The sequence below is a fragment of the Mycobacterium lacus genome, from assembly GCF_010731535.1.
In the GTDB taxonomy this organism is placed as follows: domain Bacteria; phylum Actinomycetota; class Actinomycetes; order Mycobacteriales; family Mycobacteriaceae; genus Mycobacterium; species Mycobacterium lacus.
Genome location: NZ_AP022581.1, coordinates 2,942,721 through 2,957,535 on the forward strand (window position 1 = coordinate 2,942,721; position 14,815 = coordinate 2,957,535).

15 protein-coding genes and 2 pseudogenes are annotated in these 14,815 nt (G+C 68.1%); 16 read left to right on the forward strand and 1 reads right to left on the reverse strand.

Going from position 1 to position 14,815, the window contains the following annotated elements; all coding sequences use genetic code 11:
* Positions 1-14 precede the first annotated feature (14 nt).
* A complete protein-coding gene (locus tag G6N24_RS13545) occupies positions 15-1,043 on the forward strand; it encodes an alpha/beta hydrolase (protein WP_163745511.1) in 1,029 nt (342 codons plus the stop codon).
* Between the two features lies 1 nt (position 1,044).
* Entirely contained in the window at positions 1,045-2,424 is a 1,380-nt protein-coding gene (gene mtr, locus G6N24_RS13550; RefSeq protein ID WP_085162898.1) for a mycothione reductase, read from the forward strand.
* 2 nt (positions 2,425-2,426) lie between these two features.
* Here mtr and G6N24_RS13555 read toward each other — a convergent pair whose 3' ends face one another.
* On the reverse strand, positions 2,427-2,960 hold the full coding sequence (locus tag G6N24_RS13555; RefSeq protein WP_085162897.1) for a Fur family transcriptional regulator: 534 nt from the start codon (positions 2,958-2,960) through the stop codon (positions 2,427-2,429).
* A 146-nt stretch (positions 2,961-3,106) separates the two neighbouring features.
* On the opposite strand from G6N24_RS13555, the gene nicT reads away from it, so the two are divergent.
* From nicT to G6N24_RS13620, 14 genes and pseudogenes are all read left to right on the forward strand, one after another.
* Positions 3,107-4,237, forward strand: coding sequence for a Nickel transporter NicT (gene nicT, locus G6N24_RS13560; protein WP_085162896.1), 1,131 nt, complete (start codon positions 3,107-3,109; stop codon positions 4,235-4,237).
* 98 nt (positions 4,238-4,335) lie between these two features.
* Positions 4,336-4,671 (forward strand): hydrogenase maturation nickel metallochaperone HypA, encoded by a 336-nt coding sequence (locus G6N24_RS13565; protein WP_085162903.1) that lies wholly within the window; start codon positions 4,336-4,338, stop codon positions 4,669-4,671.
* A gap of 12 nt (positions 4,672-4,683) precedes the next feature.
* Entirely contained in the window at positions 4,684-5,433 is a 750-nt protein-coding gene (gene hypB, locus G6N24_RS13570; protein WP_085162895.1) for a hydrogenase nickel incorporation protein HypB, read from the forward strand.
* Positions 5,434-5,559: 126 nt separating this feature from the next.
* Positions 5,560-5,847 (forward strand): annotated as a pseudogene (locus G6N24_RS13575) (hypothetical protein); the annotation flags it as partial.
* A 224-nt stretch (positions 5,848-6,071) separates the two neighbouring features.
* Entirely contained in the window at positions 6,072-6,191 is a 120-nt protein-coding gene (locus G6N24_RS25870) for a DUF6893 family small protein (protein ID WP_372514590.1), read from the forward strand.
* Positions 6,192-6,205: 14 nt separating this feature from the next.
* On the forward strand, positions 6,206-6,718 hold the full coding sequence (locus G6N24_RS13580; RefSeq protein WP_085162894.1) for a hydrogenase maturation protease: 513 nt from the start codon (positions 6,206-6,208) through the stop codon (positions 6,716-6,718).
* A 248-nt stretch (positions 6,719-6,966) separates the two neighbouring features.
* Positions 6,967-9,336, forward strand: coding sequence for a carbamoyltransferase HypF (gene hypF, locus G6N24_RS13590; protein WP_085162893.1), 2,370 nt, complete (start codon positions 6,967-6,969; stop codon positions 9,334-9,336).
* On the forward strand, positions 9,333-10,058 hold the full coding sequence (locus G6N24_RS13595) for a HypC/HybG/HupF family hydrogenase formation chaperone (RefSeq protein WP_085162892.1): 726 nt from the start codon (positions 9,333-9,335) through the stop codon (positions 10,056-10,058). Before hypF ends, G6N24_RS13595 begins: the two co-directional genes overlap by 4 nt.
* Complete coding sequence (locus tag G6N24_RS13600; protein ID WP_085162891.1) at positions 10,055-10,717, forward strand: D-sedoheptulose-7-phosphate isomerase; 663 nt, start codon at positions 10,055-10,057, stop codon at positions 10,715-10,717. Before G6N24_RS13595 ends, G6N24_RS13600 begins: the two co-directional genes overlap by 4 nt.
* Positions 10,714-11,826, forward strand: a complete 1,113-nt coding sequence (hypE, locus tag G6N24_RS13605) for a hydrogenase expression/formation protein HypE (protein ID WP_085162890.1) — start codon at positions 10,714-10,716, stop codon at positions 11,824-11,826. Before G6N24_RS13600 ends, hypE begins: the two co-directional genes overlap by 4 nt.
* A gap of 22 nt (positions 11,827-11,848) precedes the next feature.
* Complete coding sequence (locus G6N24_RS13610; RefSeq protein ID WP_085162889.1) at positions 11,849-12,121, forward strand: HypC/HybG/HupF family hydrogenase formation chaperone; 273 nt, start codon at positions 11,849-11,851, stop codon at positions 12,119-12,121.
* Between the two features lie 9 nt (positions 12,122-12,130).
* Entirely contained in the window at positions 12,131-13,258 is a 1,128-nt protein-coding gene (gene hypD, locus G6N24_RS13615; protein ID WP_085162888.1) for a hydrogenase formation protein HypD, read from the forward strand.
* Positions 13,227-13,403, forward strand: a pseudogene (locus G6N24_RS24685) (DUF6390 family protein); the annotation flags it as partial. The gene hypD and the pseudogene G6N24_RS24685, both read left to right, overlap by 32 nt.
* Before the next feature lie 59 nt (positions 13,404-13,462).
* Complete coding sequence (locus G6N24_RS13620) at positions 13,463-14,599, forward strand: alkaline phosphatase family protein (RefSeq protein ID WP_085162902.1); 1,137 nt, start codon at positions 13,463-13,465, stop codon at positions 14,597-14,599.
* Positions 14,600-14,815 lie beyond the last annotated feature (216 nt).

Here is a 14,815-nt window from a genome sequence, read left to right on the forward strand (position 1 = left end):
TCTAAGCTGACCCCGTGACTGGCTGGGTACCCGACGTCCTGCCCGGCTATTGGCAGCACACGATCCCGCTCGGGCCCGACCCCGACGGTGAGGGCGAGATCGTCGCGACCCTGATCCGCCGCGGAGACACCGACGCCGCCGAGCGGGCGGTGCTGGCGGTGCACGGGTACACCGACTACTTCTTCCACACCGAGTTGGCCGATCACTTCGCCAGCCGTGGCTTCGCCTTCTATGCGCTGGACCTGCGCAAGTGCGGCCGGTCTCGGCGGGACGGCCAGACGCCGCACTTCACCACGGATCTGGCCCACTACGACGCCGAACTCGAACACGCCCTCGCGGTCATCGGCGAGCAGAACCGCTCCCCCAGGGTCTTGATCTACGGCCATTCGGCGGGTGGGCTCATCGTGTCGCTGTGGCTGGACCGGTTACGTCAGCGCGCCGCCACCACCCGCTCGGGCATCGCCGGCCTGGTGCTCAACAGCCCGTTTCTGGATCTGCGGGGGCCGGCGATTGTGCGACTGAGCGTGACCGCGGCAACGATCGCGGCGGTGTCGCGAGTGCGCTCCAAGGCAGTGGCCCGCGGGCCGGTTGAGGGCGGTTACGGCACCAGCCTGCACCGGGATTACGACGGGGAGTTCGACTACAACCTTCAGTGGAAACCGGTGGGCGGATTTCCGGTCACCTTCGGCTGGCTGCACGCCGTGCGCCGCGGCCAGGTCCGGCTGCATCGCGGTCTCGACGTTGGCGTGCCCAACCTGATCCTGCGTTCGGATCACACGGTGCGCGAGAGTGCCGGCCCGACGGCGCTGCACCGCGGCGACGCGGTTCTCGACGTCCGCCAGATCGCCCGGTGGGCCGGCTGCATCGGCAACCGCACCACCGTCGTTCCGGTGGCGGACGCCAAACACGACGTGTTTTTGTCGCTACCTCAGCCACGCCAGGTGGCATACCAGCAATTGGATCTCTGGCTGGACCACTACCTCAACACACGCAACGACACCCACGCCTCGTCCTCGTCAACGAAAGGCCAACGGCCCCAATAAAATGGAAACCTACGACATCGCGATCATCGGAACCGGTTCGGGCAATAGCATTCTCGACGAGCGCTACGCGCGCAAACGGGTGGCGATATGCGAGCAGGGCGCCTTCGGTGGCACCTGCCTCAATGTCGGGTGCATCCCGACCAAGATGTTCGTCTACGCCGCCGAAGTCGCCAAAACCATTAGGAACGCGGCCCGTTACGGCGTCGACGCCCGCATCGACCGGGTGCGGTGGGACGACATCGTGTCGCGCGTCTTCGGGCGGATCGATCCCATCGCGCTCAGCGGCGAGGACTATCGACGCTCCGCGCCCAACATCGACGTGTACCGCCAGCACACGCGATTCGGGCCGGTTCAGGCGGACGGGCGCTATTTGTTGCGCACCGACGCCGGCGAAGAATTCACCGCCGAACAGGTGGTGATCGCGGCGGGCTCACGGCCGGTGATTCCGCCGGCCATCCTCACATCGGGGGTCGACTATCACACCAGCGACACCGTGATGCGGATCGCCGAGCTGCCCGAGCACGTGGTGATCATCGGAAGCGGCTTCGTGGCAGCCGAATTCGCACACGTCTTCTCCGCGCTCGGGGTGCGGGTCACCATCGTCATCCGGGGCGGCTGCTTGCTGCGGCATTGCGACGACACCATTTGCGAACGGTTCACCCGCATCGCGGCAACCAAGTGGGAGCTGCACACCCACCGCAACGTCGTGAACGCGCGAAACCGTGACCCCGGCATAGCCCTGGAGCTCGACGACGGCGGCGTCCTCAACGCCGACCTGCTGCTGGTGGCGACCGGGCGGGTGTCCAACGCCGATCTCCTGGACGCCGAGCAGGCCGGCATCGAGGTCGAGGACGGTCGAGTGCTGGTTGATGAATACCAACGGACTTCGGCGCGTGGCGTTTTCGCGCTCGGCGACGTCTCCTCGCCGTATCTGCTCAAGCACGTCGCCAACCATGAGGCCCGCGTCGTCGCGCGCAACCTGCTGTGCGACTGGGACGACACGGGATCGATGGCCGCGACCGACCACCGCTATGTTCCGGCGGCGGTGTTCACCGATCCCCAGCTCGCCGCCGTCGGGTTGACCGAAAACCAGGCAATCGCACGGGGTTTCGATATCTCCGTGGCGATACAGGATTACGGCGATGTCGCCTACGGCTGGGCCATGGAGGACACCACTGGAATCGTCAAGCTCATCGCCGATCGCGCCAGCGGATGCCTGATCGGCGCGCACATCATGGGCTACCAGGCGTCCTCGATCATCCAGCCGTTGATCCAGGCGATGAGCTTCGGGCTGACGGCCGCCGAAATGGCGCGCGGACAGTACTGGATACACCCGGCGCTGCCCGAGGTCGTCGAAAACGCGCTACTGGGTCTGCGCTGAGCTCAACGTCGACGCTGCCGCGGGTCGCGCCGCTTGAGCGGACGCGGGTCGGTCGGGTCGTCAAGATCCAGCGCGCTGTCCTGGCACTGCGGGCAAAGGCCACGCAGCGTCAGCCCGGCCCGCTCCGACAGCGCGAACGAGCTGCCCGCCATCGCGTGCTCCAGCGCCGAGGTCAGCTGCCGCGCGGGTACCTCGATGATCGCACCGCACTGGGTGCACACCGCGTGGTGATGTGGGGCGGTGGCGAGCCCATAGGTGGTAACCCCGCCGTCGAGGGTCAACGTGTGCAACACCCCCTGGCCGACCAACGTGGTCACCGTGCGGTAGATCGTCGCCAGGTCGGGCACCGGTGCGCCGGGCGGCACGCACTCCGGCAGCCGCCGATGGATCTCGGCCACCGACAAATGCCCGTTGACCGGCTCGAGCACCGCCAACACCTGGATCCGCGACGCCATGCGCCGCAATCCACGGGCGCGCAGGAATTCGCCGATCCGTTCGGTGACCGCCGGGTCCAGCCCCGACGGCTTGCGTGTCACCTTTTCAGTGTTGCGCCTGATACCCGGGATTGCCAGCGCTGGCCTCCCCCGGCCATGACACCATTCTTGCAACTGACTTGCATCCAGCCCATCACCGAACCTAAAGTCGGGTCGGTTGCTTTCTGCCCAGCGGTGGAAGGACGGGCATGGCCGACAGCGCGCTCGACTTGCGGCTGTCATGGTGGTCTAGGCTGCTGACACCATCGGAGTGGCGGCGCCTCGCGGCGATGTTGGCGGTCATCGTCGCGCTGCACCTGGTTGGTTGGATCACGCTGGTCTTTCTCGTGGAGCCGGCGCGATTCGCCGTGGGCGGCAAGGTATTTGGCGTCGGCATCGGGCTGACCGCCTACACCCTGGGCATGCGGCACGCGTTCGACGCCGACCACATTGCCGCCATCGACAACACCACCCGCAAGCTGATGAGCGACGGGCATCGCCCCCTCGCCGTCGGATTCTTCTTCTCGCTGGGCCACTCCACCGTGGTCTTCGGGCTCGCGGTGCTGCTGGCAACCGGAATCAAAGCCATCATCGGCCCGGTCGCCGACGACTCCTCGACGCTGCACCACTACACGACGCTGATCGGCACCGGCGTCTCAGGGGTGTTTCTGTATCTGATCGCCGTCCTCAACGTCGTGGTCTTGGTTGGGATCCTGAGGGTGTTCGTGCGACTGCGCCGAGGGCACTACGACCCACAAAAAGACGGAGCCGAGCTGGAACAGCAGTTGGACAAGGCTCTCCGGCGCGGGCTGCTCAACCGAATTCTGCGCCGCCTCACCCGGTCGATCACCAAGTCCTGGCACATGTATCCGGTCGGATTGTTGTTCGGGCTCGGATTCGACACCGCCACCGAGATCGCGCTGCTGGTCCTGGCGGGCACCAGCGCGGCGGCCGGGTTGCCCTGGTATGCCATCCTGTGTCTGCCCCTGCTGTTCACCGTCGGCATGTGCCTGCTGGACACCATCGACGGCTCGTTCATGAACTTCGCTTACGGCTGGGCGCTTTCCAAGCCGGTGCGCAAGATCTTCTACAACATCACCATCACCGGGCTATCGGTGGGCGTGGCGCTGCTGATCGGCAGCGTCGAATTGCTCGGCCTGTTCGCCGGCCAGTTCGGCTGGCGCGGAGCGTTCTGGGACTGGGTCGGCGCGCTCGACCTCAACGCCGCCGGCTTCTTTGTCGTTGGGATGTTCGTGATCACGTGGGCCGTCGCCGTGCTCGTCTGGCGCTACGGTCGCATTGAAGAAAAGTGGGCCCCAGCGGCCGACAGCGCGAACTGACCGCAGCGCGGTCACGCATCGAAATTGCCACCATGGTCGCGACCGGCGTCAGAATCACAGCCTTGGCGGCAATCTCGGCGCGGTGTAGAACGGTGCTCATGCATGAGCTGTCCCTGTGCGAAGCGATCGCCGGTGTGGTCAAAACGCATGCCCACGGTCGCCACGTCGACGTGGTCCGGGTCCGGGTCGGCGCGCTTCGGCAGGTGGTCCCGGAATCGTTGTCGTTCTGCTGGACACTGGTCCGGGACTCGGAGAACATGCCGGATGCGGAACTGGAGCTCGAGTGCGTCACCGCCGAGGTGCGCTGCCGTGCGTGCGGTAGACGGTCGGAGATCACCTCGGCCTGGTCGATCTGGTGCCCTGGGTGTGACAGTTCCGACGTCGAGGTGCTACGCGGCAACGAATTCCTGGTGACGTCGCTGGACGTCTCGTGAAAGGTGTTCACAGTGGGTAGGTTTCACCGGCACGACGACGGAACCGTGCACACCCATGAACACGGGGATCACAGTAGTTATGAGACCGGACCACAACGCGTCGACGTGTTGGAGGGGATCTTCGCCGAAAACGATATCCGGGCGAACCTCAACCGGGCGGTCTTCGAGAGCCACGGGATCCGCGCGCTCAACCTGATGAGCTCCCCGGGGTCGGGGAAGACGACCGTGCTGCAGGCCACGCTCGATGAGCTCGCCGGCGAGTTCGCCATCGGGGTCATCGAAGGCGACATCGCCACCGATCTGGATGCCGCCAAGCTCAGCGGTCGCGGTGCCCAGGTGTCGCTGCTCAACACGAGCAACGGCTTCGGCGGCGAATGCCACCTCGACGCGCCGATGGTCAACCGCGCCCTGCCGGGCCTGGACCTTCCCAGCCTGGACCTGGTGATCATCGAAAACGTCGGCAATCTGGTGTGCCCGGCGGAATTCGACGTCGGTGAGCACGCCAAGGCCATGGTCTACTCCATCACCGAAGGCGAGGACAAGCCACTGAAATATCCGGTGATGTTCCGATCGGTGGACGTCGTCCTGCTCAACAAGATCGACCTGGTGCCCTACCTGGATGCCGATGTCGGCGCCTACATCGCGCACGTCCGCGAGGTCAACGCGGCCGCCACGATCCTGCCGGTCTCCGCGCGCACCGGAGCCGGCATGGGCGCCTGGTTCGGCTGGCTGCGGCGGTTCGCGGCAGGTCCAGCCGATTGAAGCCAACCGCGAACCGTTGACAACGACCGGGCCGCGGGAGTAGACCCAGACACAGCGCTGCGCAAGTGGGCCGACGGTCGACTCCGGCGGCGCAGGGGTTTCAGCCCGGCCCCGGAGAGCTGCAGCATGCCACCCGAAGCAGCGGAAACATCGACCCACGTTCTCTGGATCAACGCGGGTCTTGGCTGTGACGGCGATTCGGTGGCGTCAACTGCCGCCACCCAGCCCAGCATCGAGGAGATCGCACTCGGCGCGCTTCGCGGCCTCAAGGTCGCCGGTGCGATGGGTGTGTCCGATCATCTCGGCTGGGAGTGGAAGAGCAAGGCCGGTATTCCGATCGTCTGCGTTCCGGGTTGCCCGATCCACCCGGACAACCTGTCGGAGACGCTGACCTATCCGCTCTACACGGCAACCGGCCCGGGCGCTGAGCGTGGTGGTGCGGTTCCTGCGGTTGCAACGTCGCCGGGCCGAGCGCGCGCTCGATGACGGGCTTTCGAGCCCGTCGGCGACCTGGTCACGCCGGGCGGCTCGTGGCTGACGTGGGACGAGGCGGTTGACTGCGAAATGTCCTTTGGCCCTAGCGCATTCGAACCGCTGGGAGCCCCCGATGCCACACCAACCGACGAAAGGAGTTCGAGATGGATGTCTTGGGTTGGGTATTGCTGGCCGTCATCGCAATTGCCGTCGCGGCGGCGGTGGTGATTGGGCCGGTGTCCCTCCCGGACGCCCGCCGCTACCTCAAGCACCGACGCATGTAGCGTGGGGTGACCCGATGGCAGCAAGCATCCTGGTGGCCGGAATCGGAAACATGTTTCTGGGCGACGACGGGTTCGGCTCGGAGGTGGTGCGACAGACCGAGCTCCTGCGGGACGACACGGCCGTGCGCGTCATCGACTACGGCATCCGCGGCATGCACCTGGCCCACGACCTGCTCGAGGGATGGGACACGCTGATCCTGGTCGACGCGGTACCCAATCGTGGCAGCCCGGGCACGTTGCACGTCTTCCAGGCCGATTTCCAAGCCGACCAAGCATATTGGCCCAGCGCGACGGGCATGGATGCGCACAGCATGGATCCGGCAACGGTATTCGCCCGACTGCGCGCGCTGGGGGGCAGTCCGCCGTATACGGTCGTCGTCGGATGCGAGGTGGGAAGCGTCGAGGAAGGAATCGGGCTCAGCGAGCCGGTGGCCAGAGCCGTCCCGCGCGCGGTGCGGGCCGTCGAGGAGATCGTCGCGGCGTTGCAAATCCCGGCGGGCGCGGCGTCGGTGCGAAAGGAGTGCTGACCCATGCGTCTGGGCATGCCCGGTCAGGTGATCAGGATTGCTGGACGGTTACCAGGGGCAGCTGTCACCGGCGAACAACGCAAGGTCGATGTCGGCATGCCCCCGGAAGGGACATCCGCGCCCGGCGACCGGGTTGATCATCCACATGGGTTTCGTAGCCGAGAGGACAGGCCGGGCCAACGCCAAGCAAGCGATGGCCGGCCTGGAGCTGATCGGCCGGGGCCGCGGCGATCCGGGTGGCGGTTGAGATGACCGACGTCTCCCTGATGTTGCGGGCCGGCCCACCCTGTACGCAGGTCCGCCGACGCGTCACGGTGACCGGTGTCGTCCAGGGGGTTGGCTTTCGCCCGTTCGTCCACCGCATCGCCAGCGAGCTGGGCCTGGCCGGATTCGTCGGAAACGATTCGGGCGCAGTCTTTCTCGAGGTGCAGGGAGACCGCGCACGGGTGCAGGAATTCGGTCGCCGGCTGCGCGCCGACGCCCCGCCGCTGGCGCGGATCAGCGCCGTCTCCGTCACCGACGTTCCCATCGACACCGCCGAACGCGAGTTCCGGATCGTGGCCAGCCAGGCCGTCACCGGTGCTAAGACTTCTAAAACCGCCATCCCCCCCGACATCGCGGTGTGCGACGACTGTGTCGCCGAGCTGTTCGACCCGCACGACCGGCGGTACCGCCACCCCTTCGTGACCTGTACCAACTGCGGGCCGCGGTTCACCATCATCCGCGCGTTGCCCTACGACCGTGCGTCCACCACCATGTCGGAGTTCGCCATGTGTGAGCGCTGCGCCGCCGAATACCACGATCCGGCCGATCGCCGGTTCCACGCCCAGCCCATCGCCTGCCCGGACTGCGGGCCATCGCTGTGGTTCCGGACGGATGCCGCGCGCCGCATCGACGGGTCGGACGCCGCACTCGCGGCCACCCAACGGGCCCTGGCCGCGGGTCAGGTGGTCGCCGTCAAGGGAATCGGCGGTTACCACCTGGCGTGCGTCGTGCACGACGAGGCGGTGGTGAGCGCGCTGCGGGTCCGAAAGGCGCGGGGCGCCAAGCCTTTCGCCGTGCTGGTCCGCGACCTGGCCGTGGCGCGGCGCTACGCCTACATCGACGACGCGGAGGCGGCGGTGCTGTCGAATCCCGCACGGCCGATCGTGTTGCTGCGCCGACGTCCCGGTAGCGACACCGCGCCCGTCGCCGACGCGGTCGCGCCCGGCAGCCCGCTGATCGGGCTGATGCTGCCGTACTCCCCCATCCATCACCTGCTGCTGGCGGCCGTGCCCGGTGCGCGCGGTCCGGTCCCCGACGCGCTGGTGCTCACCAGCGCCAACCGCTCCGACGAACCCATCTGTTTCACCGAAGAGGATGCCGCACTCAGGCTTCCATTGCTCAGTGATGCCGTCCTCGACCACGACCGGGTCATCCACGTGCCGTGTGACGACTCGGTGGTGCGCGTCGTTGACGGCCGGGAATTGCCGATCCGGCGTTCCCGCGGCTACGCGCCGTTGCCAATCGAGATCGGGTACCGGGGCCCGGCGGTCCTTGCGGTGGGCGGGGAGCTGAAGAACACCTTCTGCCTCACCGACGGGTCACGCGCCTACATGTCCGGGCACATCGGCGACATGGCCACCTGGGAGACGCTGCGCGCGTTCGAGCGCGCGCTCGGCCAGCTCAGCGAGTTACGGGGCCGGCCGGCGCGATTGGCCGCCGACCTGCATCCCGGGTATCACACCCGCGGCTGGGCGGAGCGCCACGCGGACGATCGACCGGTGGACCTGGTGCAGCACCACCACGCCCACGTGGTGTCGCTGTTGGCCGAGCACGGCCGCATCGGCGAACCCATCGTCGGGGTCTCCTTCGACGGCACGGGTTACGGCAGCGACCGGACGATCTGGGGCGGGGAGATCCTCGCGCTCGGGCATGACAGCCACCGTTTCGTGCGGGTGGGGCATCTGTTGCCGGTCCCGCTGCCGGGCGGCGACGCCGCGGTGCGCAATCCCTGGCGGGTGGCGCTGTCGGCGTTGTGGATGGCCGACATCGACTGGACCCCGGATCTGGCGCCGGTCGCCGCGGCAACGCCGGACGAATTGCGGCTCACCCGTTCGCAATTGGAGAGCGGCGTGGGATGTGTCCCGTGTTCGAGCATGGGCCGGCTGTTCGACGCGGTCGCCTCCCTGCTCGGGGTGCGGCACCGGATCGACTACGAGGGCCAGGCCGCCATCGAACTCGAGGCGCTGGCCGACTCGGCGCCCGGCCGGCCTGGCCCGTCACTGCCACTCACGGTGCGGGCCGACGGGGTGATCGATCCGGCCACGCTGGTGCAAACGCTGGTGTCGGCCCTGCGCGCCGGCACGCCGCCGGTGCTGCTGGCGGCGGCCTTCCACCGGGCCGTCGCGGACGCCGTCGCGAAGGTGGTCGGTCAGGTGGCCGGCGAGGTGCGGCTGGTGGGCCTCACCGGTGGGGTGTTCCAGAATGTGCTGTTGCTGCGCGCGTGCCGGGAGCGGTTGCGGCTGGCAGGATTTGACGTGCTGACCCATCACACCGTTCCGCCCAACGACGGCGGGCTGGCGCTGGGTCAGGCGGTGGTCGGCATGCTGGCGGGGCTAGGGGAGGCGAAACGGTGACGGGCGCTACCGGTATCGATCGCGGGCTTGGCGCCGACCTGGCCGCCGACCTGGCCGCTACCGCGTTCACGCTGGCCAGACGGTTCGCGGCGGGCGCCACGATGTGGTCCATCGCGCCGTCCTGGGAACCGCATGCCCTGCACATCGCGGTCGAGTTCGTGCATCCGGTGATCATGGGCAAGCGGGCCTTGCCGGCGGTGGCGCTGACCGGCCCCGGCCTGGTGGACCTGGCGCGGGTGTCGGTGCGGCCCGGCGACCTCGTGGTCGCGATCGCCGCTGCGGACGACGCGCAGGTGCGTTCGGTGATGCGCCGCACCCCGGCGTGGGGTGCCACCACCGTGTGGATCGGCAGCGGCCAGCGACCTTCGGCGGGCAGGGCGGACCACGTGCTGTGGCTCGACGATCCGGACCCCCGAGCGCCCGCGACCGGTGGCTTCGTGCTGTTGTATCACCTGTTGTGGGAGTTGACCCATGTCTGTTTTGAGCATCCGGGGTTGCTCAAGCCGGGGGATGCCGACGACGTCTGTGTCACGTGTGGTGACGAGGGTCGTTTGGGTGAGGTGGTGGCCGCCTCGGACGACGGGCTGGCCGCGGTGCGCACCGCGCGCGGCATCGAGGACGTGGCGACGACGCTGGTCGGCCCGGTCGCCGCCGGCGATCTGGTGCTGGTGCACGCCGGTACCGCGATCGGCCGCGTCGGCGACGAGGAGGACGATTCATGACGCACGACGAGCCGACCAACTTCCTGTATCCGTTCATCGACGCAGCCGAAGACGACGCCGACTCGCTGCTTGCCGACCTGACCGCGTCGGCGCAGGCCAAGGCGGCCGAGAGCCTGGCCCTGAGACGCTGGACACTGGAAGCCAATGCCGAGTTGCTGGCGCGGACCGCAGCGGAGATGGCGCGCCGTTTCGCGACGGGTGGGCGGTTGTTCACCTTCGGAAACGGCGGCAGCTGCACGGATTCGACCATCCTGGCGGGGCTGTTCGCCCACCCGCCGGTCGGAAAATCCCTGCCGGCCTGGTCGTTGACCGCCGACCAGGCGATCCTGACCGCGCTGGGCAACGATGTGGGATTCGAGTTAGTGTTCGCCCGCCAGTTGATCGCGCGCGCGAGGACCGGCGACATCGCGATCGCCATGTCGACCAGCGGCAATTCGCCCAACCTGCTCACCGCGCTGGCCGAGGCGCGCCGGCGTGGCCTGTATACCGTCGGTTTCGCCGGATACGACGGCGGCGCGTTTGCCGACAATCCCGACGTGGACGCCTGCTTCGTGGTTCGCTCCCAAAGCGTGCACCGGATCCAGGAATCCCAAGCGCTGCTGGGCTATCGGCTGTGGTTGGCCACCCATGAACACGTCGATGATCGGGGCGCGGCGTGAGCAGACCGGCAAGCGAATACCTGTCCTCGGGGCCGCGGTTCGGCGAGGGCGAGGTCGGCGAGCGGATCGAATCGTTCCGGCGGCGCCGTCCCCGCCTGCTCGACGATCACGTGACGCTGGCGCACGGGGCGGGCGGGAAGGCCTCGGCGGCGCTTATCGACGCGGTGTTCGTGGAGGCGTTCCGCAATCCGCCGCTGGAATCGCTCGGCGACAGCGCGGTGCTGGCCTTGCCCGGCGGCGAGCGAATCGCGATGTCCACCGATTCGTTTGTGGTGGCGCCGCGTCGTTTTCCCGGCGGCTGCCTCGGCGAGCTCGCGGTGTACGGAACCTGCAACGACCTGGCGGTGGCCGGGGCGGTGCCGGCCTGGATCGCCGCGGCGTTCGTGCTCGAAGAGGGCTTCGGAATCGCCGAACTCAAACGGATCGTCGCCGACATGGCGGCGGCGGCCTCCCACGCCGGGGTGCAGATCGTCACCGGCGACACCAAGGTGGTGCCCAAGGGCGCCGCCGATGGCGTGTTGGTCACCACCACCGGCGCCGGCGTCATTCCCGCGGGGCGACGGCTGTCGGCACAATCGGTGCGCGCCGGGGACAAGGTGTTGTTGTCCGGGTCGATGGGCGATCACGGCATGGCGGTGATGCTCGCCCGGGGCGATTTGGGGATCGAGGCCAACATCGCCTCCGACACGGCCTCCGTCAGCCCGCTCGTGGAACTGCTGCTGGCGGCCGCGCCGTCGACCCGCTGGCTGCGCGACGCCACGCGGGGCGGGGTGGGCACCGTGTGCAACGAACTGGCGGCGGCGTGCGGTCTGGGGGTGCTGCTCACCGAGGAGCGACTTCCGGTGCGGCCCACGGTGAATGGCGCCTGCGAACTGCTGGGCATCGACCCGCTCTACGTCGCCAACGAGGGCAAGTTCGTCGCCGTCGTCGCGCCGGAGGAGGCCCAGGTGGGGCTGGCCGCGCTGCGCTCGCATCCTTTGGGCGCCGAGGCGGTCGAGATCGGGGAAATCGTCGCCGAGCCAGCGGAATGCGTGGTGCTGCGTACCGGGTTCGGCGGCACCCGCATCGTCGAGATGCTCGTCGGCGACCCGCTGCCGCGAATCTGCTGAACCGCCAAGGGAGGAGAGCGACATGTGCCTGGGGATTCCGGGCCGGATCGTCGAGATCACCGATCCGGCAAACTATTTGGCGAGGGTCGACGTCGGCGGTGTGCAACGCACCATCAGCGTGCGATTACTGGAAGACGACATGCCCGAACCCGACGACTGGGTACTGGTGCACGTCGGTTTCGCTATGGCCAAGATCGACGAAACCGAGGCCTTGCTCACCCTGGCCGCCGTCCAAAAGCTCGGCGAGGCGTACGCCACCGAACTGGAGGCCTTCGACTCGTCGGCCATCGGCTAGGGAGTGTCCATGCGTTTCGTCGACGAATTCCGCGATCCCGCGGCCGCCCGCCAACTGCTGGGCGCCATCGACCATTTGGCCGGTAACAGTGAGCACTTCAAGTTCATGGAGGTCTGCGGCGGGCACACCCACACCATCTACCGCCACGGCATCGAACGCCTGCTGCCCGACAACGTCGAACTGGTGCACGGCCCGGGCTGCCCGGTCTGCGTGATCCCGATGGGCCGCATCGACGACGCGATGTGGCTGGCCGGCCAACCCGGCGTCATCTTCACCTGCTTCGGCGACATGATGCGGGTGCCCGGATCGTCCGGCAGCCTGCTGGACGCCAGGGCCCGCGGCGCCGACGTGCGGTTCGTCTACTCCCCTCTGGATGCGCTCAAGATCGCCGCCGACAACCCCGCCAAGCAGGTCGTGTTCTTCGCCATCGGATTCGAAACCACCGCACCCTCGACCGCGGTGACCCTGGTGCGCGCCCGCGACCTGGGCCTGCCCAACTTCAGCGTGTTCTGCAACCACGTCACGATCGTGCCGCCGATCAAGGCCATCCTGGAATCACCCGACCTGCGACTGTCCGGGTTCATCGGACCAGGGCACGTATCCACGGTCGTGGGCACCCGCCCGTACCGGTTCGTGCCGGCGGTGTACCGAAAACCGTTGGTGGTCTCCGGATTCGAGCCGCTGGACATCCTGGCGTCGGTCGCGATGCTGCTGCGCCAGCTCCGCGAGGGCCGCTGCGAGGTGGAGAACCAATACACGCGGGTCGTGCCCGAGCACGGCAACCCCGCGGCGCTGGCGCTGCTGGGCACGGTGTTCGCGCTGCGCCCGCACTTCGAATGGCGTGGGCTGGGATTCATCTCGCAGAGCGCGCTGCGGCTGCGCGACGAGTTCGCCGAATTCGACGCCGAACTGCGTTACGCGATGCCCGGCGTGCGGGTCGCCGACCCCAAGGCCTGCCAATGCGGGGAGGTGCTCAAGGGCGTGCTCAAACCCTGGGAATGCAAGGTTTTCGGCACCGCATGCACCCCGGAGACCCCGATCGGGACGTGCATGGTGTCCCCCGAGGGGGCGTGTGCGGCCTACTACAACTTCGGGCGCATCCACCGTGACGCCGCCAAGCTGGCGGGGCGGGCTTGACGGACAACCGGGGCGTCGAGATGTTCGCTGCGCCTACGCCCCCAACACGCTGGGCTATTGCGGTCCCCCACCGGGCGCCACGTTGCGAGACGGATCGGTCGACGAGGTGCGCCGCGCGGCGACGAGGTTTTCCGGGGCATGGCCCACCCGCGGGTGACCGGCCGACGGCTGGCGCACGCTTCACTTCGTGCCAGACTGACCATCGTGCCCGGTTCGATCTGCGATGTGCTGCCCGCCGCGGCCGCGCTGCTCGGGGCACCGGGTGTGGTTGACCCGCTGGGATTGTCGGAATCGGTCGACGTCGATCAGGTTGATCGTGTCGCGGTGCTGCTGGTCGACGGTTTGGGCTGGCACCTGCTACCGAAGTTGGTCGGCGACGCGCCGCTCCTCGCGTCGGTCTTGGCGGGCGGCGACGGACGGCTGGAGCAACTCGTCTGCACCTTCCCGTCGACCACACCCAGCAGCCTGGTGTCGCTGGGCACCGGCGCACAACCCGGCGAGCATGGCATCCTGGGCTTCACCCTCAACATCCCCGGCACCGACCGGGTCCTCAACCACATCCGTTGGCGCGATGACCCACCACACGCCGAATGGCAGCCGCTGCCAACGTGGTTCGAGCGGCTGACGCGGGCCGGGTTCGGCGCGCGCGCCGTGCTACCGGAGTGGTTGGTCGGCAGCGGGCTGACCGATGCCGCGTATCGCGGCGCTCGGTTGTGCCCGACGCGCACGGCGGATGACTACGCCCAGCGCCTGACCAACGAGCTGGACGCGGCACCAGGATTGGTCTACGGCTACACGGCCGAACTCGACACGGCTGCCCATGTGTTCGGCATCGGTTCGGACCACTGGCACGACGCGGGCGCCCGTATCGACGTGTTGCTGACCCGGCTGGTCGAGGCCTTGCCGCGCAACGCGGCGCTGCTGGTTACCGCGGACCACGGCGGCCTCAACGTTCCGGCGAATGCCCGCGTCGACTTCGACACCGACCCGAGGCTGCGAGCGGGCGTACGGGTGGTCGCCGGCGAGCCGCGGGTGCGTTACCTGCACACCGAGCCCGGCGCCGCGGCCGATGTAGTGGCCACCTGGAGCGAGCTCCTTGGCGGCTGTGCCAACGTGCAAACCCGCGAAGAGGCGGTGGCCACTGGCATCTTCGGGCCGATGAGCCCTCGGCACCTGCCCCGGGTCGGAGACGTCGTGGTCACCTGCACCTCCGATGCCGCCGTGCTGGCGACCGGCCATGAGCCCCCAGAAACGGCCCGACTCATCGGATTTCATGGTGGGGCCACCGCAGTCGAAATGGCAATTCCGCTAATCGTTTTCAACGCGGTCTCGCGCGGCTGACGGACCCGCTCGGGCGCTTACCGGACGTGCCGATCCCCAGCGACCGCGGCAGGTCGCCAACCTGCGAATAAGTTCGCATATTTGCTTCTGCAAATCGATTGCATCTGCGCGCCGGCTGGAGTTACCTATTTGTGACAGGAGGTTTCTTCCCACGTCGAGGGGACGCCACATGGCCGTTCCATTCTGGAGCCGGCAGCCGCCGTCGCAATCCAGGCG

Excerpts from the sequence above, each read along its gene's own strand:
- mtr (WP_085162898.1), top strand. The coding sequence starts at position 1,045 with ATGGAAACCTACGACATCGCGATCATCGGAACCGGTTCGGGCAATAGC.
- nicT (WP_085162896.1), top strand. The coding sequence starts at position 3,107 with ATGGCCGACAGCGCGCTCGACTTGCGGCTGTCATGGTGGTCTAGGCTG.
- G6N24_RS13565 (WP_085162903.1), top strand. The coding sequence starts at position 4,336 with ATGCATGAGCTGTCCCTGTGCGAAGCGATCGCCGGTGTGGTCAAAACG.
- G6N24_RS25870 (WP_372514590.1), top strand. The coding sequence starts at position 6,072 with ATGGATGTCTTGGGTTGGGTATTGCTGGCCGTCATCGCAATTGCCGTC.
- G6N24_RS13580 (WP_085162894.1), top strand. The coding sequence starts at position 6,206 with ATGGCAGCAAGCATCCTGGTGGCCGGAATCGGAAACATGTTTCTGGGC.
- hypF (WP_085162893.1), top strand. The coding sequence starts at position 6,967 with ATGACCGACGTCTCCCTGATGTTGCGGGCCGGCCCACCCTGTACGCAG.
- G6N24_RS13600 (WP_085162891.1), top strand. The coding sequence starts at position 10,055 with ATGACGCACGACGAGCCGACCAACTTCCTGTATCCGTTCATCGACGCA.
- G6N24_RS13610 (WP_085162889.1), top strand. The coding sequence starts at position 11,849 with ATGTGCCTGGGGATTCCGGGCCGGATCGTCGAGATCACCGATCCGGCA.
- hypD (WP_085162888.1), top strand. The coding sequence starts at position 12,131 with ATGCGTTTCGTCGACGAATTCCGCGATCCCGCGGCCGCCCGCCAACTG.